General features: G+C 34.6%; 25 protein-coding genes. 6 read left to right on the top strand and 19 right to left on the bottom strand.

Translation table 11 applies throughout. The features are described 5' to 3' along the window. Positions 1-2 precede the first annotated feature (2 nt). The 3 genes from IJL02_RS01650 to IJL02_RS01660 are packed head-to-tail and all read right to left on the bottom strand — an operon-like array spanning position 3 to position 2,542. Entirely contained in the window at positions 3-503 is a 501-nt protein-coding gene (locus IJL02_RS01650) for a nitroreductase family protein (protein ID WP_292808348.1), read from the bottom strand. Continuing rightward, the gene (locus IJL02_RS01655) at positions 504-2,060 is read right to left on the bottom strand and encodes a ClC family H(+)/Cl(-) exchange transporter (protein ID WP_292808350.1); all 1,557 of its coding nucleotides are present in this window, start codon (positions 2,058-2,060) and stop codon (positions 504-506) included. It abuts the gene before it with no gap. Between the two features lie 11 nt (positions 2,061-2,071). Further along, on the bottom strand, positions 2,072-2,542 hold the full coding sequence (locus IJL02_RS01660; protein ID WP_292808352.1) for an MGMT family protein: 471 nt from the start codon (positions 2,540-2,542) through the stop codon (positions 2,072-2,074). A gap of 114 nt (positions 2,543-2,656) precedes the next feature. Between IJL02_RS01660 and IJL02_RS01665 the strand changes: the two genes are divergently transcribed. Both IJL02_RS01665 and IJL02_RS01670 read left to right on the top strand, forming a co-directional pair. Then, positions 2,657-3,715: a LytS/YhcK type 5TM receptor domain-containing protein gene (locus IJL02_RS01665; RefSeq protein WP_292808355.1), complete on the top strand. Its 1,059-nt coding sequence runs from the start codon at positions 2,657-2,659 to the stop codon at positions 3,713-3,715. Between the two features lie 177 nt (positions 3,716-3,892). Continuing rightward, complete coding sequence (locus IJL02_RS01670) at positions 3,893-4,420, top strand: hypothetical protein (RefSeq protein ID WP_292808357.1); 528 nt, start codon at positions 3,893-3,895, stop codon at positions 4,418-4,420. A gap of 98 nt (positions 4,421-4,518) precedes the next feature. Here IJL02_RS01670 and IJL02_RS01675 read toward each other — a convergent pair whose 3' ends face one another. The 9 genes from IJL02_RS01675 to IJL02_RS01715 form a co-directional block, all read right to left on the bottom strand. After that, positions 4,519-4,656 (bottom strand): hypothetical protein, encoded by a 138-nt coding sequence (locus IJL02_RS01675; RefSeq protein ID WP_292808359.1) that lies wholly within the window; start codon positions 4,654-4,656, stop codon positions 4,519-4,521. A 56-nt stretch (positions 4,657-4,712) separates the two neighbouring features. Beyond that, on the bottom strand, positions 4,713-5,249 hold the full coding sequence (locus IJL02_RS01680; RefSeq protein WP_292808361.1) for a hypothetical protein: 537 nt from the start codon (positions 5,247-5,249) through the stop codon (positions 4,713-4,715). A 417-nt stretch (positions 5,250-5,666) separates the two neighbouring features. Then, positions 5,667-6,023 (bottom strand): zinc ribbon domain-containing protein, encoded by a 357-nt coding sequence (locus IJL02_RS01685; RefSeq protein WP_292808363.1) that lies wholly within the window; start codon positions 6,021-6,023, stop codon positions 5,667-5,669. A gap of 189 nt (positions 6,024-6,212) precedes the next feature. Beyond that, positions 6,213-6,530: a transcription factor S gene (locus tag IJL02_RS01690; protein ID WP_292808365.1), complete on the bottom strand. Its 318-nt coding sequence runs from the start codon at positions 6,528-6,530 to the stop codon at positions 6,213-6,215. A 70-nt stretch (positions 6,531-6,600) separates the two neighbouring features. Beyond that, positions 6,601-6,993 (bottom strand): hypothetical protein, encoded by a 393-nt coding sequence (locus IJL02_RS01695; protein ID WP_292808367.1) that lies wholly within the window; start codon positions 6,991-6,993, stop codon positions 6,601-6,603. Further along, positions 6,994-7,431 (bottom strand): hypothetical protein, encoded by a 438-nt coding sequence (locus IJL02_RS01700; protein ID WP_292808368.1) that lies wholly within the window; start codon positions 7,429-7,431, stop codon positions 6,994-6,996. A gap of 109 nt (positions 7,432-7,540) precedes the next feature. Beyond that, positions 7,541-7,864 carry a DUF2149 domain-containing protein gene (locus tag IJL02_RS01705; protein ID WP_292808369.1) on the bottom strand — a complete coding sequence of 108 codons (324 nt, stop codon included), beginning with the start codon at positions 7,862-7,864 and terminating at the stop codon, positions 7,541-7,543. Between the two features lie 7 nt (positions 7,865-7,871). After that, a complete protein-coding gene (locus IJL02_RS01710; protein WP_292808371.1) occupies positions 7,872-8,516 on the bottom strand; it encodes a MotA/TolQ/ExbB proton channel family protein in 645 nt (214 codons plus the stop codon). 13 nt (positions 8,517-8,529) lie between these two features. Further along, positions 8,530-9,237 (bottom strand): DUF2162 domain-containing protein, encoded by a 708-nt coding sequence (locus tag IJL02_RS01715; RefSeq protein WP_292808373.1) that lies wholly within the window; start codon positions 9,235-9,237, stop codon positions 8,530-8,532. 212 nt (positions 9,238-9,449) lie between these two features. On the opposite strand from IJL02_RS01715, the gene IJL02_RS01720 reads away from it, so the two are divergent. After that, on the top strand, positions 9,450-10,751 hold the full coding sequence (locus IJL02_RS01720; RefSeq protein WP_292808375.1) for a phenylacetate--CoA ligase family protein: 1,302 nt from the start codon (positions 9,450-9,452) through the stop codon (positions 10,749-10,751). Between the two features lie 8 nt (positions 10,752-10,759). Next, a complete protein-coding gene (locus tag IJL02_RS01725) occupies positions 10,760-11,191 on the top strand; it encodes an acetolactate synthase (protein ID WP_292808377.1) in 432 nt (143 codons plus the stop codon). Between the two features lie 27 nt (positions 11,192-11,218). Here IJL02_RS01725 and IJL02_RS01730 read toward each other — a convergent pair whose 3' ends face one another. The 4 genes from IJL02_RS01730 to IJL02_RS01745 all read right to left on the bottom strand — a co-directional run bounded on the left by IJL02_RS01730 (position 11,219) and on the right by IJL02_RS01745 (position 14,315). After that, complete coding sequence (locus tag IJL02_RS01730; protein WP_292808379.1) at positions 11,219-11,923, bottom strand: alpha/beta hydrolase; 705 nt, start codon at positions 11,921-11,923, stop codon at positions 11,219-11,221. A gap of 120 nt (positions 11,924-12,043) precedes the next feature. After that, a complete protein-coding gene (locus tag IJL02_RS01735) occupies positions 12,044-13,027 on the bottom strand; it encodes a beta-ribofuranosylaminobenzene 5'-phosphate synthase (protein ID WP_292808381.1) in 984 nt (327 codons plus the stop codon). A gap of 94 nt (positions 13,028-13,121) precedes the next feature. Further along, entirely contained in the window at positions 13,122-13,775 is a 654-nt protein-coding gene (locus tag IJL02_RS01740; RefSeq protein ID WP_292808383.1) for an adhesin, read from the bottom strand. 39 nt (positions 13,776-13,814) lie between these two features. Next, complete coding sequence (locus IJL02_RS01745) at positions 13,815-14,315, bottom strand: ferritin (RefSeq protein ID WP_292808385.1); 501 nt, start codon at positions 14,313-14,315, stop codon at positions 13,815-13,817. An 83-nt stretch (positions 14,316-14,398) separates the two neighbouring features. Here IJL02_RS01745 and nudC point away from each other — a divergent pair, with 83 nt between their 5' ends. Next, complete coding sequence (gene nudC / locus IJL02_RS01750; protein WP_292808387.1) at positions 14,399-15,190, top strand: NAD(+) diphosphatase; 792 nt, start codon at positions 14,399-14,401, stop codon at positions 15,188-15,190. Here the strand turns inward: nudC and IJL02_RS01755 are convergent. Then, positions 15,161-16,339 carry a MalY/PatB family protein gene (locus IJL02_RS01755; protein ID WP_292808389.1) on the bottom strand — a complete coding sequence of 393 codons (1,179 nt, stop codon included), beginning with the start codon at positions 16,337-16,339 and terminating at the stop codon, positions 15,161-15,163. The two genes, nudC and IJL02_RS01755, sit on opposite strands and share 30 nt — an antisense overlap. Continuing rightward, a complete protein-coding gene (locus IJL02_RS01760; RefSeq protein WP_292808391.1) occupies positions 16,326-16,841 on the bottom strand; it encodes a nitroreductase family protein in 516 nt (171 codons plus the stop codon). Before IJL02_RS01760 ends, IJL02_RS01755 begins: the two co-directional genes overlap by 14 nt. A gap of 93 nt (positions 16,842-16,934) precedes the next feature. Between IJL02_RS01760 and IJL02_RS01765 the strand changes: the two genes are divergently transcribed. Beyond that, entirely contained in the window at positions 16,935-17,417 is a 483-nt protein-coding gene (locus tag IJL02_RS01765; protein WP_292808393.1) for a DUF308 domain-containing protein, read from the top strand. A 330-nt stretch (positions 17,418-17,747) separates the two neighbouring features. Here the strand turns inward: IJL02_RS01765 and IJL02_RS01770 are convergent, their stop codons facing one another. Further along, positions 17,748-18,542 carry a hypothetical protein gene (locus tag IJL02_RS01770; protein ID WP_292808395.1) on the bottom strand — a complete coding sequence of 265 codons (795 nt, stop codon included), beginning with the start codon at positions 18,540-18,542 and terminating at the stop codon, positions 17,748-17,750. Positions 18,543-18,636 lie beyond the last annotated feature (94 nt).

Here is an 18,636-nt window from a genome sequence, read left to right on the forward strand (position 1 = left end):
CATCAGAATCTGTCAAAATGAACTTTAGACTCATCATATCTAAGCTTGATTTCACTTTCCTGTGCAGGATATCCGACACATATCACAGAAAACGGAATGCAATAATCCGGAATTTCAAGATACTCCTTTAGCTTTAGTGTTCTGTCCTCAATCGGGTGAAAGCCCATCCACACTGCACCGAGACCTTCATGAGTTGCCTGAAGAAGAATATTTTCATTGCATGCTCCAAGGTCCTGCTCAATCATCCCTATAACCTTTGCACGATTCAGATTTCCCAATGTCACTATAAGATGAGATGCACCTGCTGCTGGTTTTGCGAATTTGTGCATTTGAGAAATAGCTTTCTTATCTTCACCACTGGAGACAACAATAAATTCCCACGGCTGTGCATTGCAGGAAGAAGGCGCCTGCATGCCCGCTTTAAGTAAATTTTCTATCATCTCATCACTTACCTTTTCATCTCTAAATTTACGCACTGAATGTCTTTTGAAAATAATGCTCATTTAACCACCAAATAGATCTTCGATTTCCTGTCTGACAAAGGGATAATCATTAACATCGGTTAAAATATTGATCTGGTCTGAATACTGGATGTTAAAGTCTTCAGTCGGAATGATATATTTGCCGTTTCTGATTACTGATACGACAATAGCATTTTTTGGAAATGGAATATCCTTTATTTTGAAATTAATGTAATTGCAGTCTAGAGGTACAACATATTCACTTAAAACATGCTTTGAAGGCTTTTTAACATATTCCCTGTTTTTGGTTAAAAGCAATCTGTCGTATAATGATTCATAAATCGGTTCGTTTCCTAAAAGTGTAGGCACCACATAAGCTATTAATGACACTATAATCATTGCCACAAGGGATTCAGTTGAACCTGACATCTCAGCAAGCAACACTACACCTGTAATAGGTGACCTGACAGTTGCTGCAAAAAATCCCGCCATTGAAATTATTATAAACTTATAAATCAGAGCCTGCTCAAGGCCCAATGCAGGAACAAAAACGCTTCCAAATACTGCGCCGATATATGCTCCAAGAACTAAAATAGGAAGGAATATGCCTCCCGGAGCTCCTGATGAGAATGAAAACATTGAAAAGAGATACTTTAAAACCAGCAATAGCACCAATACGCCCAAAGACGGAATAGCTACATCCAGCATGTCCATCATGAAGTGTCCTCCGTCACTGATTTCAGGAATGGTTAATGCCACAACACCTGATACCATGAAAACCAATACGAATTTAAGCCATGAAGGCATTTTAAGCTTTGAGACAAAATCAGATGATTTTATCATACCTATATTGTAGACATATCCTAAAATACCGATAAATATTCCCAGAACAATTAAAATCCAGTATGATTCAAGGGGAATATTCAAAACAGGGAAATTCAATATTGTGGACTGGCCGAATATGACCTTTGATATGAAATCAGACACGATTGCAGATACCAGTGCAATGAAAACCAATGTTTTGTCAAATCCATGGTTTATTTCTTCAAAAACAAATATTACTCCTGCCAACGGTGCATTGAATGCTGCAGTTATACCTACTGCTGAGCCCACCAGAATCAGTCTCAGCTCATCGGTTTTGGATCCTTTGAAAAGTTTTGCAATACCTTTTCCTGCCATACCACCAATCTGAACTGAAGGACCTTCAGGACCTAATGATAAACCGCCCAAAGCTGTTAGAACTCCGGCAACGATTTTTGAAAATAAAACTTTAGCCCAATTGGCTTCCATGTGCCCTTTAACCTCGGCATATACCTGAGGTATTCCGCTCCCGGCAGAGTCAACTTCCCATTTGGTTAAAAAGTCTATTAAAAAACCCATAACAGCCAAGGCTATAAAAAACAGAATAATATAAAGGAAATTCCCTTTAATAACAGTCAAATAATCTCTTAAAACATGTTCTGAGCCATATAGCAGAAATCTGTATAAACAGACCATCAGTCCTGCAAATATACCAACCATAACTCCCTGAACGGTGAGTTTAAAAATATATTTTGGATTTTCAGCCACAGACTTTAATGTTTTTTCAAGATTTTTCATTAATTACTATTTTATTTTAAATCATATAATAAATTTTCATAGTTTTCAACGAAATATCTGATATTTTTTCTCCCCTTAGTTACAAAAGTATGGCCTTCACAAGCCAATTTCTCTTTTTGATATCCGATACCGCCGGGATATTTCGGATTCAATTCACCATCCTTTTTAAGAGTTCTCCAAAAGGGAATTCTCTCATCATCCCTTTCACAGCTAGCCTGAGCTGAAAGGGAAATGAATATTCCTGCTGTCATCGGACAGGTAAACTCGGCATCGTATTTTTGAGCTAGAAACTGTCTAATTTCACTGACAGTAATTACCTTACCTTCAGGAATTTGAGCCATGATGCCATTATACTCCAATGGAGGAGCTATCAGCATCTGAGAGCCACCATATCTTTTTATTGACTTTTCATCTGCAATTTCAATAATCTTAGGCATGTCTTTTGAATCGTTTAACTTTTCATTGAAGGATTTTCTTGCCATAGTATCACTTTAAATTAATTACAATCCATCCTATAAATAGATTTTCATTACCTAAAAGATTAATATAACTTAAAAAAATAAATTATACATACCAAAAAAAATAATGTGAAAAAAATGCTAAAAAAAGATAAGATAATTGCCAAACATGACAATGTGAAAATTAACATCATTTTCCTATTGCTAATATTTGCAAACTTAATCTTATTTGGCTATCTAATCAAATATCTGATATTCAATCCACACCCTATTCAAATAGAATTTGAAACCGTCAATTCCATCTTTACAATCATATCCGGAATTATAATTCTTGGTTTTATTTCTACAAGACTGCCTCAGTTTAGGAAATTGGGCGACAGCGCAATTTATGAAATAGGATATCTCGTCATTCTTGGAATTTTCAGTATACTGCTTTCATACTTTAACGAAAGTACACATTCCAAACCAATAATAGCTCCATTTTTGGACATGTTCAAAGTTTTATCAGTCATTCTGATTTTCACAATTATTGCAACCAGAACAAGACCATTTAAAGAAATGATAAAGGGTAAAATTACTAAAAAAAATATTTTCATTTGTTTTTGTGTATTTACAATTTTAGGAATTCTCGCCACACATTACCATGTATATATCATGGACACTCCTGCAAACGTCAGAAACCTGATAATTATGATCGGCGGTTTGTTTGGAGGACCATATGTAGGAATTCCTTCAGCAATAATATCAGGAGTCTATAGATTTTTACAGGGAGGCCCTACCGCAACCCCATGCAGCATTTCGACAGTCATCAGCGGAGTCGTCGGAAGTTTAATATATTTATGGAACGGCAAAAAATTCCCAAGAACAATACCTGTAATTCTTTTGATGGTTTTATATACTGGATTTGACATGCTGTTAATTCTCGTATTAACACCTGAGAGAATATCTATCCCTTATGTTGCACATATATATCCATTAGTGCTGTTTGCATCAGTTATTGGAATAATATTATTTAAAATGATTATTAAGGAAACCCATAAGGAAAGCAACCCTAAAGAAATAAGTTACGAAGAGCTGAAAATCAGGGAACTTGAAAATATTATTGATGAACATGATGAAAAAATCGAAGAGCTGGAAAATAAACTCAAAGAGCTGAAAAAAGAGAAAAGCAATTATGAATCTCAAGAGGAAGAATAGTTTCTAATAAAACATATAATGCAAAATGTTAAATATAACCTGAATCTATTTGTAATCTATGACCATCATTAGAAAAATTGAAAAGAAATGTTCTGTCTGTGGCCAAACAAGCCTACAGCCAGTTATGACAAGTACAAACACTTGTGACTACCCCGATCTTGACTTGAGACTGCTGAAATGCAGAGAAGCACCATGTTTGCGTGGCTTCAGGAATGTCCTCATTGCGGATACGTGGCAAGCAAACTTGAAAATGAGCTTGAAGTGCCTGCAGACCTTTTAAAGACTGACGAATATCTGACCTGTGAAGGCAATGATTTTAAATCTGAATTATCCAAAAGATTTTACAGGCATTACATGATATCCAAAGCAGAAAAGGATTACGGCTCAGAATTTCTATCACTATTGCATTGCGCCTGGACATGTGATAATTCAGACGATGAGCTCGCAGTTAAAATGAGAAAAATGGCCTTACCTCCATTGGATAAAATTGTTCCTCAAAGTGATGAAGAAAAGAATTCTTTACTACTTATTAAAGTAGATTTGCTGAGGAGATCACTGCAGTTTAATAATGTAATCAGCGAATTTAAGGATGTTATTCTGGAAGACAAGATTCAAAATGACATTATCACCTTCCAAATCGAATTGGCTTTAAAAAAAGACAGTGACTGTCACACCATCCGTGAAGTTGTCAACAAACAGCAATGAAAAGAATTAATGGTTAATCTAAAAATCTCCAGCTTCTTTAAGCTGGAGAGGTCAATCTCCTTGAAATATTCTTTACCCCACTTCAATTAATGACCCAATCATTTCTTTCGTATGTCAACAAGCTTTGGCCTGTCACCGGACTTGTCCCAGTACTTTACCAGTTCAAGTCCGCAGTTGATGCACCGTGTGGCACTGTCTTTGTTTGGATAGCTGCAAAAAAAGCATTGTTTTGTCATATTAACACCTAATTATTATATCTTTATCTCAACGTATAATTCATTCACATGAAAAATTAATACAAATCAGAGTTGTCAACAATAAGGCTTTTGTCTTTAATGCTTTTGATAACAGTATCTTTATATTTTATTTCAACAGCTATTAAAGTGGCACCTTTTGTTTTTGGAAGAAATGTGATTGAATACCTATTTAAAATAATCCATTGCATATCAGTGAAGTTTAATCTGAACTGTTCATCTCCAATGTGCATTTCAACATAATCATCTTCGATTATCAGTTTTTTATCCGAATTATTGTTTTTAAGCCTTGAAATCCTTCTGCGGATTAGAATAATATATATTATGCCCAAAAACAGTGCAACCAGAAATATGATAATAACATATAAGAATGAAGTATAATTTGGGTCTAACAGATACAGAGCTGTGAAAATCATTAAAAACACCGCTGCAATACCTGTCAATGCAATAGCCTGAAAGTTCAATCCCCTTATTTTACGTTTTGGGTTTTCTGCAAGCTTTTGATAATTAGACATTACAGCCAGAACTTCTCCGAAATAATTATTAGATTCAGTTTTGTCAATTTCTATTTCCATGGATAATAATTTAATAATAATATACTATAAATTTAATGAACTGAAAAATAAATCAAAAATTATTTTTATAACTCCATTAATCTTGTGCTGCACTTTTTTCTTGGAAAAATTGTTTTAGCGAGAAATAATACCTTTAGTCCTTAAATAGTCGATTCATTAAATTGTGTTTAAAATTAGTCTTTGATATGTACATGTCAGCAGGAATACCCCGCGAAACCTTTTAACATCACTATTTTGGCCTGAAGTAGGAGTATTTGTGGTAGAGAGTTGTATGGCTGATGGTGCATATTATAATTTTACTTTGTTGGCCGGAGGAGATTAAAAACTAATTGGAAAGAAAATCAAAAGATTAAAAAAAATATGATATTAATTTATTTATTCATTTTTTCAATTGTGAAAAACTAGTTGAAGACACCATTAGCTATCAAAAAAATTGTATACCTTGATAAATACCACAGCAATAATTATCAGCATGACAAATGGCAAAAAATTATCAATTACAAGAGAAACAATGTCCCAGTGATACAAATCAAGAGACACAAAAACACCAACTACTATAACACCCAATAATAATAAACCCACAATCATATCTAAAGCATCATCTCCTGAATTTTCTGGAGATTTAATGTGTTCTCCATGAATATATGGTTTATTTGAAGATCTATAACCTCCATAGTTCCAGTTTCCCATGTCAAAATCTGGATCAAAACCACAATTCTCACAGTAAGGTTCATTATCAGCAAGTATTGAACCGCAATTCGGGCAAGTTTTCATAAGCATCCTCCAATTTCATTAATCATTTCTTCCAGTTATCAAGCAAACCCATATCAATCAATTATAATGTATGTTTCACAAAGATAATATAAATTGTGTTTAAAATTAGTGTTTGATATAAATCAATTTAATAGAATAAAGCTCAATTCAATCCAATTAACTATTAATCAAAAAATCGACATTACACAGTTAATTGGAACTTCTCCATGTGTTTCCGCATTTTGCACAGCGAATAAAATTGGTCGGTGCCTCATCGGCTGATCTGGTCTGCACTGTCCACCAGTAACCTTTTGTCCCGCCGCATTTATAGCATGTGATGGTAGTGGTCGGCAGGGCAACATTGTTTCTGTCAGTTACGATTACCTTGGCCTCGGGATTTTTTTCACCCTCAAATGAGTATTGCTCTTCAATATCTTCATCCGTTAAGGATTTTTCATAACCGCATCTACATTTAATCTTGCCATTTTTAGGCATTAACATCTTACCGCAATCAGGACAGAATTCCATATTATTAAACACCATTAAAAATTAGTAAGTATTATTTTAATCAAACATGTTTATAAAATAATCGATTGAATTATTTGTAGTCAAAGTAGTTCAACACCAAAACGATTACCCCACAGATTGCCAAAATCAATTTGGTATCCAAAACTATGCTTGAACTTAACTCAAGGCCAGCCGGGAAAACGCCCGCACCGAAAATCACAGGCATCACATATAAAAAAGCGACAGCATAAATTATGATGCAGAAAATAGCCAAAATAAATCGGGAATAATCATTTGGAATTATTTCATCATCAATTATGCGGTCAACTCCAAAGCAGGCAAAAATATACATTCCGACCAACGCCGCAAGATATGGAAGGTATTCATTTCCCATCGTACCTATAAAAAACCACAGCATTACAGTTACAATGAATGCCCCTACAAGATTTAAAATCATTGATTTAATCAGACCGCCGACATTCATCTAATCACGCACGTAATTTTTGTATTTTCTGTAAATTAGGAAATTGAATATCAGCATCACTACTGCAAAAAGAGCCAGATAGAATTCCTTACTTAAAGCAATGTTGAATAAAGCGCCACTATAGTTCATGGCCAAATATTCTGTTGGTGGAAATGCATTCGGACCGAATAAAAACGGTATGATTAAAACAAATGCAATATCGAAAAGTAAGATATATAATATTGCAACAATAAATCTGAGATAATTGTTTGGAAGCTTATGGGCTTCAACAAGGTTGTTTACGCCATAAACAACTAAAAAGTATAATCCGAAGAGATTACCCAAATACATTCCTCCTTTAAGATGAAACGCATTCAGGATATCTGAAGTAACAATAGCAATTATCAGTGAGGATATAAAATTCAATATCAGTACTCTAATCAAATTACCATGTTCCACGATTATCACCAAAAAAATTATTCGAAATAAAATCAGTTAATATGTTTGTATCTTAAAACATATAAATTTTTAAAAAAAAATAGTTGAAAAAAAGTTTGACGTGAAAGGATTAACCTTCCACCATTATCAGCTTACCCGTCGCAGGGTCTTTGTAAACCTTACCCATTTCGGTATAGCCCTGACCGGAACTGTTTGAAGTGTCCGGAGTCTCGTTTAACTGTTGGCCCTGGTCTACTTCAGTCATTTTCTGCTGCTGCATCTGCTCCTGAATGTTGTTGTCCGGGTCAATCATAGCCTGCATGTTCCAGCTTATGATAACGAAAACCAAAAAACCGACAGCAATAACAAGCATCGCATCCACAAGGTTGGATGTACCTGCCATCGGATCTTCTTCAACACGTTTAGACCTTCGTCTTCCACCTTTTCTTACCATAAAATCACTATTTACCCATCTTATCAAGAACAGCGTCAATTAAAGCATCCAAATCAGATAAATATCTGTCATACCACGCAGATCTGACTTTACCGATAACATAACATAATGCACCGGAACCGATACCTACAATAGTAGTGTTGAATGCAACTGTAAGAGAACTTGCAAGGGTGTTAATGTCACCTGCACCTAATGCGGCAAGTCCAGGACCCATTGGGATTAAAGTACCCATCAGACCTAATGTCGGTCCGATTTTGGTAATTATATCGGTTTTCTGTAAAGTAGATTCTGTCTTTTCTTCTTCAAATTCAAATAATTTACGAGCCAATGCTTCTCTTGAAGAGTCACCTAAACTTTCAGAAGATGCAATTTCATCTAAAACTTTCTTTTGAGATTTTGGAATTTTAGCAGAAGATATTACACTTTTTAACTTTTCCTGAGATTCAGCGGCATTAATATCATAAATCAAATCCCTTATAGTTCCAACCGGAACCTTACGTCTTGAAGTGTATTCTGCAATTACACCTCCCAATGTAACAATGGTAATAATAACAATTACAAGCAGGATAATAAGTACCGGAATTGTTAAACTTTGTGAAATTACATCAAGAGATCCTGTTAAAAATTCTCCACCAGGAATATTTAAAGCCATATTTTTCACCTAATTAATCTAAAATACTACCCCTTCTATTTAAAAGGACACCACCGACCACTAAAATAGCGAACGCTACAATAATCATCAGTATATCTTGAGGAGAACCAATAGTTATCGGAGTTAAAGTTTTTGACATAACACCTGCAATGTTTGGAATCACGATAGCTGAAAGCAGGAAGTATGCACCTAAAAGCAGCATGAAATTGCCTAAAACAACCGGATAAGGTTTTTTGATAAACCTGATAATTGTATTTGATGCAAGATAAGTCACAACCATTACGCCAACCAAAGCAGCTGCAGCATACCAGCTTAAGTTAAGTGAACTGACACCGATTGTTGGAGCGACAACCAAAACACTGGCGATAATAGATCCAAAACAACAAGGACAAGGTGCTATAATAGCAAGAGAAGTTGCAGTAGAAGTATTCTTATCATGTATTTTCCATTCTCTTATAGTGAATAAACCTGCAATAATCATGATTGAAGCCATAATGATATAAAATATTGTATTATAGCTGTAGATAGCCTGAATCAGCTGTTCAGCAAACAGTGAAGCAATAGCAGAAATTACAATAACTCCACCACCATATGCTATACATATTATTGCAAACAATTTTTTTGACAAATTAGCCAGACCTGATGCAAGCCCTATTTTTATACCGAAAACAAGGACAGAAGCAAAGATACCGACTTGCCATAAAACACTCATCATATCCATATTAAATTCCCCATTATCAATTTGAGTTTAATAATTTACAATTTATTATTACTTTAATAAACTATATAAATCTTATAAAATTAACGATGTGTATCTAAAACATCATCACTGAATATATTTAATTTAATAATTTAAAAAGATTTTTAATACAAAAGAAAATTTTATAGTAATTAAAAACAATATATAAAATATTAAATTTAATGAGGCAAAATATGTTTTGGAACGAAGAAATTGAAACTATGCCAAGGCAAGACCTTGAGGAATTACAGTTAAAGAAACTTCAAAAAACTGTAAAAAGAGCTTTTGACAAGATTCCATATTATAACAAAAGATATACAGAAGCTGAAGTTTTTCCTGAAGATATTGAAACTTTAAAAGATATTGAAAAACTTCCATTCATCACTAAAGATGACTTAAGAGAAAGCTATCCGTTCGGACTTTTCGCAGTTGATATCAAAGAAATTAAAGAACTTCACTCATCATCAGGTACCACAGGAAAACCTGTTGTATCCGGATATACCGAAAAAGACCTTGATACCTGGGCAGAAACTACTGCACGTGGTCTTACCATGATGGGAATCGGTGAAGACGATATTCTCCAAAATACCCACGGTTACGGAATGTTTACAGGCGGATTCGGCGTTCACTACGGTTCACATAAGGTAGGTGCGGCAATCATTCCGATTTCAACAGGACAAACCCGAAGACAAATCGAAATCATGAGCGACTTTGGAACAACCGGACTTATTTTTACCCCTTCATACGGAATACACCTGGGAGAAGTGGCCTTGGAAGAGGGAATTGACCCTAAAGATTTAGGCATTAAGGCCATCGGTTTTGGTGCTGAAGGATGGACTGAAGAGATCAGACAAAGAGTGGAAGAACTCTTCGGATGCAAAGCATATAACATTTACGGACTGACTGAACTAATGGGACCTGGTGTTGGAGTTGAATGTGAAGCGCAAAACGGTCTTCACATTGCAGAAGACATTTATTATCCGGAAATCATTGACCCTAATACCGGCAAAGTCATAGGTGCCGACAAGCCTGGAGAACTGGTGCTGACAAATATTGACAGGGAAGGAATGCCAGTTATCAGATTCAGAACAAAAGATTTAACCAAACTCACTTATGAAAAATGTGAGTGCGGAAGGACACATGCAAGAATGAGCAGAATCACAGGAAGATCCGATGACATGATTAAAGTTAAAGGAGTAGCTATTTTCCCATCACAAATCGAAAAAGCCCTGCTTAAGGCCGGTGATGTAGAGCCTCATTATATGATTATAGTTACAAGACCTGGAACTTTAGATGAAATCGAAGTCAAAGTTGAAGCATCCAAAGACATTTTCTTTGACGGTGTAAAAGAAATGATGGCAGTTCAAACTAAAATCGGAAAATACATTGAAAATGAAACAGGCATACGTGTTAAAGTAACACTTGTTGAACCAAAAACACTGCCTAGATTTGAAGGAAAAGCAAAAAGAGTAATCGATAAGAGAAACCTGCACTAGGTGATAAAATGAAAATAAAACAGTTATCAATATTTTTACAGAATAAAATGGGAAGCCTATCAAAACCATTGGAAGTGCTCAGCGATGCTGATGTCAACATAAGAGCAATGTGCATGGCAGATACTTCCGAATTCGGTATTTTAAGACTTGTTGTTGATAATCCTCTAAAAGGAAAAGAAGTTTTAGAAGAAAGCAACTTTTTAGTTAAAATTACCGAAATCATCGGAGTTGAAATGAATGATGCCCCGGGCGGACTGACACATGTTTTAAAAGTCATTAAAGATAGCGGAATTGATTTGGAATATCTTTATGCATTTACTCATGATAAAGCGGGAAAAGCAATATTGCTGCTGCATGCAGACGATATTGACCGTCTAATCACCGCCTTAGAAAAAAACAATATAACTATTGTATCTTCTAAAGAAGTTTATAATTTATAACTTCTTTTCTCTATTTTTTAAAAAAAATTATTGTAAACTGTTAATGAAGTTAAAAATTTCATTAACCGCTTGTTTTTGCTGGTCTTCAGCAGAAATGGTTGCTTTTCCATCACCTTCCTGAGGACCGTAGTAAGCAAACTGTTCGTGGTTTCCGCCTTCAATGACAAATTCAGTTAAATTGCTCATCAAAGGTTTGGATTCATTGTATGATTTCATGTTTAAAATTCCATCTTCGGAGCCATAGATAGACAATACCGGTTTGGAAATTTTTTCTGTAGGATAACCTGCAATCAGTATCAATCCGTCACTTTTATTGGTGGAATTGATATATGACGCTGCAACCAGACCTCCAAGTGAATGACCTGACATATAATAATGTGAATGGTTTCCTCTGTCAATTATCGGATCTGCACTTTTTTCTGCGAAAAATGCAAAGTTAAAAGGCATTTCAAGTACATATGAATCTACACCACGGCCTGCCAAATCCATAAACATCGGCAGATATGAAGTATATTCATTTTTAGCCCCAGGATAGAATATCACTGCACTGTCATTACCTGGACCGTCCAGGAATAATCCATTGTCAATTTTAACAACAGAAATATTTTCGGTTCCATTAAGACAATCGGTTGCGATTTTTTCGGCATGATGATACTCTGTGAAATAGAATACGGTATAACCGACCGCCAATAAAACAATTATTATCAATGCAATCTTTATTTTCTTATTCATAAAAACCAACTTACAATATTAAATTAAACAATTTAATATATATAATTAACTAAGAATCATTATTTTATAGAAATTAATAAAAAAATTGTTTCAAATTGAAACAATTTAAGAAAAACAGAATTATTTTTCAATGACAAAACCATGATTTTGTGCTTTGGTTACAAATACAGTACCATTATCACCGATAATCTCTTTGGTTTTCTCAACGATATCTGCATTTGATTCATCAAATACAGTATATAAAACCGGTCCGAATGATGAAATACCTACACCATATGCTCCGGCATTCTCAATAGCTTTCATTGTTGGCAGATAACTTGCATCAAGAGAATGTTCAAGTTTATTGAATCCAACTTTTTGAAGCTCGCTTACAGCCCATCCGAAGTTTTTAATATCTTTTTCAAGCATGAAAGGAACAAGATTCATCAATATCAAATGAGATACCTGTTCAACCTCTTCTTTCGGAATAGGACAATATGTCTGGAAGACATCCACTTCATCATCGCCTTCAACATGAACTTCAATTTCAGGAATTGCTATTAAAATATTCCATTCTTCAGGAAAATCATACCTTGCAATTAATGTTGCAGGTTTCGCTTTTGAAGCTCCTGAAGGTAAAAATAAAGGTTTTTCCTCTTTGCTGTGTCCCCCATCCAATATGAATCCACCCAAATCATGAGTATATGTTCCGATTCCAGAGGTTCCTCCTCTTCCAACAATACTGCTTAATTCTCTGCTTTCAATTTCAATACCCATTGTTTCTGTAATTAAATGAGCAGTTGAAACTGCGATTTGTGTTCCGCTTCCAAATCCGGAATGAGGCGGATAAGTTTGGTGAACAGTAAAATGAAAACCTGAATCAATGTCAAAATGTTCCATAGTTTTTTTGGCTGCATCAGGGATTTTTTCCCTGCATTCTTCGATAGCTTCCTCATCGCTTACAGTGTCGGCGAAATCTAATGTAATTCCACTTTCAGTTTGCTCAACTTCCAATACAAATTGCGGATCAGCTAATGCTAAACCAATACCTCCATCCACTCTTCTATATGACCCGTTCAAATCAATAAGAGACATATGAATTCTTGAAGGTGCTTTAATAATCATCTTTTCACTTCCATATAAATATATAAACAATTAATTTTTTATTTGAAGAATATATAATGTTTTCTATATTAATCAAGTAATATAATGAAAATAATTATTCAAAATCCAAATCGTCAACACTTTCTACTAATTTTTCAGCCAAAGCGCAAGTCACATCCATCGATTCTGAAGAATAACACTCATAAACAATGGTTGGAATACCTGCTTTTGATGTGGGCTCTGTAATAAACGGAGGACTTGAGCGGAATTCAGGAGCATAGTATTGAAGTTCTGGAATATCCTTTAAAATCAAATTCAAAAATTTTTCTGAATCTTCATCAAATCCCGGAGCAAAGACAAAATTGGTTATCTGATAATCACCCGGCCCATCTGGACCTCTATTTGAGTGAATGTCCAAAAACAAGTCAAATTTTTTATCGATAATGTCATCTCGGATAAATTCCTGGGCCAATAGCTGGCCTTCAAGACGTCCCTCAGTTTGTGAGTTTGAATCACAGACATTAATATTATAAAGATAATAACAGTATTTTAAGTCTTTTTTGGAAGTCAGTTTTTCAAATAGTGCTCTGTGAGATTTGCTCTCTAAAGGATGCATTCCAATTACATAAGCTATTTTGACTTTAGAATCAGAGTTACCCAATGGACCATGAACATGAACACTGCCTAAATCGTTTTTACCAAGTAAACGAGCATCATACCTACTTGAATCAACTTGTGCAGCATCGGTAGGGCATTTAGGAAAACTCACATTAACACCTAAAAAAATAAGTTATGACTAGAAATTAATCTAGTCTTCGGATGGTGCACGTGCACCTAATTCTTTGTTTAATTCGTAAATTAATCTGTTGTCGCCGTCAGCGAGTTTTATTTTAGCAACCAATTCCATTGCATTTTCTTCTTCTTCAACTTGTTCTTCAACAAACCATTGCAAGAAATTGTTGGTTGCGTGATCTTTTTCTTCGATAGCTAAATTAACTAAATCGTTAATAAGGCCAGTAACCATTTTTTCATGTTCAAGCACATGTTCAAATGCAGCTACAGGAGAATCCCATTCAGTTTGAGGACCGTCAATTGCAGTTAAAGTTACAGAAGCTCCTCTTCTAATGATGTAATCATAGAATTTCATTCCATGTTCCAATTCTTCTTCTGCCTGTACTCTCATCCAGTTTGCAAATCCTGCTAAATCTTCATCTTCAAAGTAAGCTGCCATGGATAAGTATAAATATCCAGAGTAAATTTCAGCGTTTAATTGTCCGTTTAAAGCTTTTTCCATATTTTCGGATACCATTATATCACCAATATACATTTTGTACTTGATTTCTTATATAGTTTAAGTGACCATTTAATTACCTTGATAACATAATAATTAATATGATAGAAAAATCCGTTTATGAAAATTATGAGATTGATTTTAGTGATTCATACACCAGTGATGATGCATATTACTTTATTTTCAACGATGAAAGAGAGTTATATTTAACTGATGATAAAACATTACCTTCATCCTTTGAAAATACCAATACCGATTTTAAATTATATATCGGAAAATACAAAAATAAGGACACTTTTATAATCAACACCAATAGTGACAAATCCTTCTTTTCCCTTAAGGAAGTTTATGATATTGACAAGGACATCTATCTGATGGCAACCAGAGCCGTTTTGGTTCGTGACTGGTATATCCAGCATCAGTTTTGCGGCAGGTGCGCAACTGCAACCGTATTAGATGAAAAGGACATGATGTTAAAGTGCCCTTCATGCGGTCAGATGCACTATCCGAGAATCGCTCCTGCAATTATTGTGGCCATAAGAAAAGGTGATGAACTGCTTATGGCGAAACACAGCTATCACGAAAATATAAGATATGCATTAATAGCAGGTTTTGTTGAGCCCGGCGAAAGCATAGAAGAAGCCGTGCACAGAGAAGTTTTAGAGGAAATCGGAATAAAAATCAAAAATCTGAAATATCAAAAAAGCCAGTCCTGGCCATTTCCGAATTCCCTGATGCTTGGATTTACTGCAGAATATGACTCAGGCGAGATAAAGGTAGATGGTGATGAGATTCTTAAGGCAAAATGGTTTAAAAAAGATGAAATCATCAGATATGACTCTGACATTAGCATTTCCGACTGGCTAATACAGTCCTTTATTGATGACTGTTAGTGCAGTCACTCCTGCCTTCAATCTCCCCAGACCTTCCATCAATAACTCTTTGGGACATGCTATATTCATCCTCAAGAAATTATCGCCGCATTCTCCAAAATCACTTCCGGCAGATAAAAACAGCCCCTGATTTGTCCTTAAAAATTCAGACATGACTTTTGAGTGAACATTTAAAGCAGAACAGTCCAGCCACAACAGGTAGGTTGCATCGCATTCAACCAGTTTAATTATAGGCAGTTCATTAGCCAGATATTCCTTGACGGCAAGCTTATTTTCATATAACACTTCTTTTAGCTTCTCAAGCCATTCTTCACTTTCATTATAAGCTGACATTACTGCAGCCGTTGCAAAAACGTTGCATGAATCTGAATTGTCAACGTGCAGTTGAGTTTTAATTTTACTGAACAGCTCTTCATTTTTAGTATGGACGATTGAACTTTGAAAACCTGCAATATTGAATGATTTTGAAGGAGATAGACAAGTAATTACCCTATCATAATCACTTGAAACTTCAAAGGGATTGTATTTTAAACCAGGATCTGTCAAATCACAGTGAATCTCATCGCTGATTAGTATGACGTCATGTTTTCTGCACAAATCACCAATCTTTGATAAATCCTCCTGTGACCAGATTTTACCGATAGGATTTTGAGGATTGCACAAAATAAACATCTCAACATCAGCCAATTTTTTATCCAAATCATCAAAGTCAATATAATAATTTCCATTTTCATAAATTAACTGGTTTTCTGTGACATTTCTGTTGTTATCTTCGATTACATAGAAAAATACATGATAAACCGGTGTCTGGATTAGGATATTGTCTCCGACATCAGTTAAACATCTAATCATTGATGATATTGATGGCATCACTCCTGTTGAGTACATCATATCATCTTTAGACATTTTAAAGTTGTATCTTCTATCCCACCAGCTGATATATGATTCAAAAAGCTCATCGGGAACAATTGTATAGCCGAAAATCGGATGATTTGCTCTTTTTTGAATTGCTTTTTGAATTACCGGAGCAACCTTAAAGTCCATATCAGCCACCCACATCGGAATATCATCTTCAAATAAATCCCATTTAAGGCAGTTGGTGTCTTTTCTATCGACTAGACTTTCAAAATCATATTTAGTATTTTTCATAGTGAATCCTTGTTTCATCAAATTTGTCCATGAACTTGTTTTCCCAGCCTTCGGCAGGATATCCTAAAGTTATTATGCAAAACGGAATCTGGTTTTCATTATCCAAACCAAACAGCTCAGCAACCGCATCCATTATTTCGGGAGTCGGTGCAACACCGTTCCAGAGGCCTCCTAAACCAAGATTGACTGCTTCAAGCAGCATGTTTTCAGCTGCTGCAGACATGTCCTGTTGCCAGTGAAGCTTATAGAATGCCCTTTCAATATTTGCAACAAGCAAGATTGCAACCGGTGCGGTTTTAACTCTGGGTTTGATTTCAGAGAGTTTGTTTAAGGTATCCTTATTTTTGATTACGACAAACTCCCATGGTTCGGCTCCAAGTCTTGAACCCGGTGCCTGCATTCCTGCTTTTAGGATTTTCATGATATCTTCATCAGAAACTTCTTTAGATTCATATTCACGGATGCTTCTTCTAATATTAATAATTTCTTCAAAATCTGACATGATTAAAAATTAATTGTTATTCTTATAAATAATTATAGATTTATATAGTTTCAGTTCTAAATTTTTAATTATCTTTAAAAAGGAGGTGACATAATGATTAACAAAAATGCCGGAATTTTATCAATCATTTTGGGATTAGTATTCATATTGTTCCCAATGTTTTCATCTGGATTAGTTTCAATGATAGTTGGTTTAAGTCTATTGTTCTTTGGTATTTCAGCAGCCGTAATGGGCTGGAACATGAAACGTGATTTTGACACATTTTCAATAGCAACAATCATTATCGGAATAATAGCAATAATATTCGGATTCCTGTTTATTTTCTACATTGATGCATTATCATTCCTCATAGGCATTCAATTCTATATTGTAGGATTCATAATGATTATTTTTGGTATTACTGGAATATTATCCAAATCAGAACACATATCAAATTTCTCATCAATTCTTGTTTTAATAATGGGAATTATTGCAATTGCTTTGGCTGCATTTGCGCTAAACGAACCAATCTATATTGCAATCATTATTGGAATCGTTTTAATTATTGAAGGAGTAACCTTAATATTATCCGATTAAGATTACCCCCTTATTTTTTTTATTTTTTTGTGCCCGGTTAAAAATTTGAAAAAAGAAAATATTTTTACACCGAAAAAATATACGAATCTAACCATTGCCATCATGAAATCAAATAATTAACCCGGCATCATTTAGATTTCGCGAAATCTTTTGAGGTATTCATTTTTCACAAAAACTGAATTGACAACAATACATGCAGGACATGCTGATTTAACTTGGCTTTCGTCAAATCAACAAATCCAAACATGTAATTAGTTTTATGACGTTTAAAATTAATAAAAATAGCTGAAGTGCGAAAATGTGCTTTTTCACACTTCCGAAAAGTTTAAATTATTCTTCAAAGCAGGAATGTTCAACCACATTAAACTCAATTTCATGCTCTTTGGAGAACTCTTCAATGCTGTTTAAAATCTCTTCTACATCATCATCCGCATATTCATTTTTAAAGTAATATACAACAGGTTGAGCATTTGTAAATACTCCAATTGTTAAAAATTCATTATTGAAGACACGTATGATTAAAGTGTTGTACATTTGAATATCAGCAATGATATCATTTTGGGCTTTTCCTGTTGAGGTTTCATTTCCGATTACTTTGATTTGTGAGTTTTTATAGACTCTTTTCAATTGAAGTATCTTATCCTCATCGGTTAAGACATCCCTTTCAGGTTCCATTTCACTTAATTTATCTTTAAACAGTTTTGCATTGTGTAATTTTTCCTGAACTTCATTAAGCTCTTTTTGAAGATTTTTTTCATCCTCTATTAAAGAATTGATGAATGCTTCAGAACCGTTGTTAAAGTTTTCATACATTTCCAGCACATCTCTCGGAGATAAGATAGAGTGTTTTTTGTAAAATTCCTTAGTGTGGGGTTTTACGCGTATGCTCAGCGGTTTAAGTTTTTCCTTTTTAGATTTTCCATCAAAATCAAAGAATTCTTCGGCAAATTCATTGCCCCTTCTGTGAAGAGCATTCATTTTTCTTGTAAACATCTGTTCAAACTCTTCACGAGTCATGTCTTCAGGGAAGTTGAATTCAAATTCCCCCGGAGAATATGACCCTCCGAATCTTTCATTTCCGAATACAAATTTTCTTGGGTTTTCAGTTCTTTTTTGGTTTGACATTTTATCACCCTACTAATTGTATTACAAAATTGATTTTTGTATACAATTAAATATTGGGTCGAGGTAGTATATAAATGTATTCATTTTTGAAAAA

The organism is Methanobrevibacter sp. (assembly GCF_017427765.1).
In the GTDB taxonomy this organism is placed as follows: domain Archaea; phylum Methanobacteriota; class Methanobacteria; order Methanobacteriales; family Methanobacteriaceae; genus Methanocatella.

Coding starts and splice junctions, on each gene's coding strand:
- IJL02_RS01650 (WP_292808348.1), bottom strand. CDS start 503: ATGAGCATTATTTTCAAAAGACATTCAGTGCGTAAATTTAGAGATGAA.
- IJL02_RS01655 (WP_292808350.1), bottom strand. CDS start 2,060: ATGAAAAATCTTGAAAAAACATTAAAGTCTGTGGCTGAAAATCCAAAA.
- IJL02_RS01660 (WP_292808352.1), bottom strand. CDS start 2,542: ATGGCAAGAAAATCCTTCAATGAAAAGTTAAACGATTCAAAAGACATG.
- IJL02_RS01665 (WP_292808355.1), top strand. CDS start 2,657: ATGCTAAAAAAAGATAAGATAATTGCCAAACATGACAATGTGAAAATT.
- IJL02_RS01670 (WP_292808357.1), top strand. CDS start 3,893: ATGCAGAGAAGCACCATGTTTGCGTGGCTTCAGGAATGTCCTCATTGC.
- IJL02_RS01675 (WP_292808359.1), bottom strand. CDS start 4,656: ATGACAAAACAATGCTTTTTTTGCAGCTATCCAAACAAAGACAGTGCC.
- IJL02_RS01680 (WP_292808361.1), bottom strand. CDS start 5,249: ATGGAAATAGAAATTGACAAAACTGAATCTAATAATTATTTCGGAGAA.
- IJL02_RS01685 (WP_292808363.1), bottom strand. CDS start 6,023: ATGAAAACTTGCCCGAATTGCGGTTCAATACTTGCTGATAATGAACCT.
- IJL02_RS01690 (WP_292808365.1), bottom strand. CDS start 6,530: ATGGAATTCTGTCCTGATTGCGGTAAGATGTTAATGCCTAAAAATGGC.
- IJL02_RS01695 (WP_292808367.1), bottom strand. CDS start 6,993: ATGAATGTCGGCGGTCTGATTAAATCAATGATTTTAAATCTTGTAGGG.
- IJL02_RS01705 (WP_292808369.1), bottom strand. CDS start 7,864: ATGGTAAGAAAAGGTGGAAGACGAAGGTCTAAACGTGTTGAAGAAGAT.
- IJL02_RS01710 (WP_292808371.1), bottom strand. CDS start 8,516: ATGGCTTTAAATATTCCTGGTGGAGAATTTTTAACAGGATCTCTTGAT.
- IJL02_RS01715 (WP_292808373.1), bottom strand. CDS start 9,237: ATGGATATGATGAGTGTTTTATGGCAAGTCGGTATCTTTGCTTCTGTC.
- IJL02_RS01720 (WP_292808375.1), top strand. CDS start 9,450: ATGTTTTGGAACGAAGAAATTGAAACTATGCCAAGGCAAGACCTTGAG.
- IJL02_RS01725 (WP_292808377.1), top strand. CDS start 10,760: ATGAAAATAAAACAGTTATCAATATTTTTACAGAATAAAATGGGAAGC.
- IJL02_RS01730 (WP_292808379.1), bottom strand. CDS start 11,923: ATGAATAAGAAAATAAAGATTGCATTGATAATAATTGTTTTATTGGCG.
- IJL02_RS01735 (WP_292808381.1), bottom strand. CDS start 13,027: ATGATTATTAAAGCACCTTCAAGAATTCATATGTCTCTTATTGATTTG.
- IJL02_RS01745 (WP_292808385.1), bottom strand. CDS start 14,315: ATGGTATCCGAAAATATGGAAAAAGCTTTAAACGGACAATTAAACGCT.
- nudC (WP_292808387.1), top strand. CDS start 14,399: ATGATAGAAAAATCCGTTTATGAAAATTATGAGATTGATTTTAGTGAT.
- IJL02_RS01755 (WP_292808389.1), bottom strand. CDS start 16,339: ATGAAAAATACTAAATATGATTTTGAAAGTCTAGTCGATAGAAAAGAC.
- IJL02_RS01760 (WP_292808391.1), bottom strand. CDS start 16,841: ATGTCAGATTTTGAAGAAATTATTAATATTAGAAGAAGCATCCGTGAA.
- IJL02_RS01765 (WP_292808393.1), top strand. CDS start 16,935: ATGATTAACAAAAATGCCGGAATTTTATCAATCATTTTGGGATTAGTA.
- IJL02_RS01770 (WP_292808395.1), bottom strand. CDS start 18,542: ATGTCAAACCAAAAAAGAACTGAAAACCCAAGAAAATTTGTATTCGGA.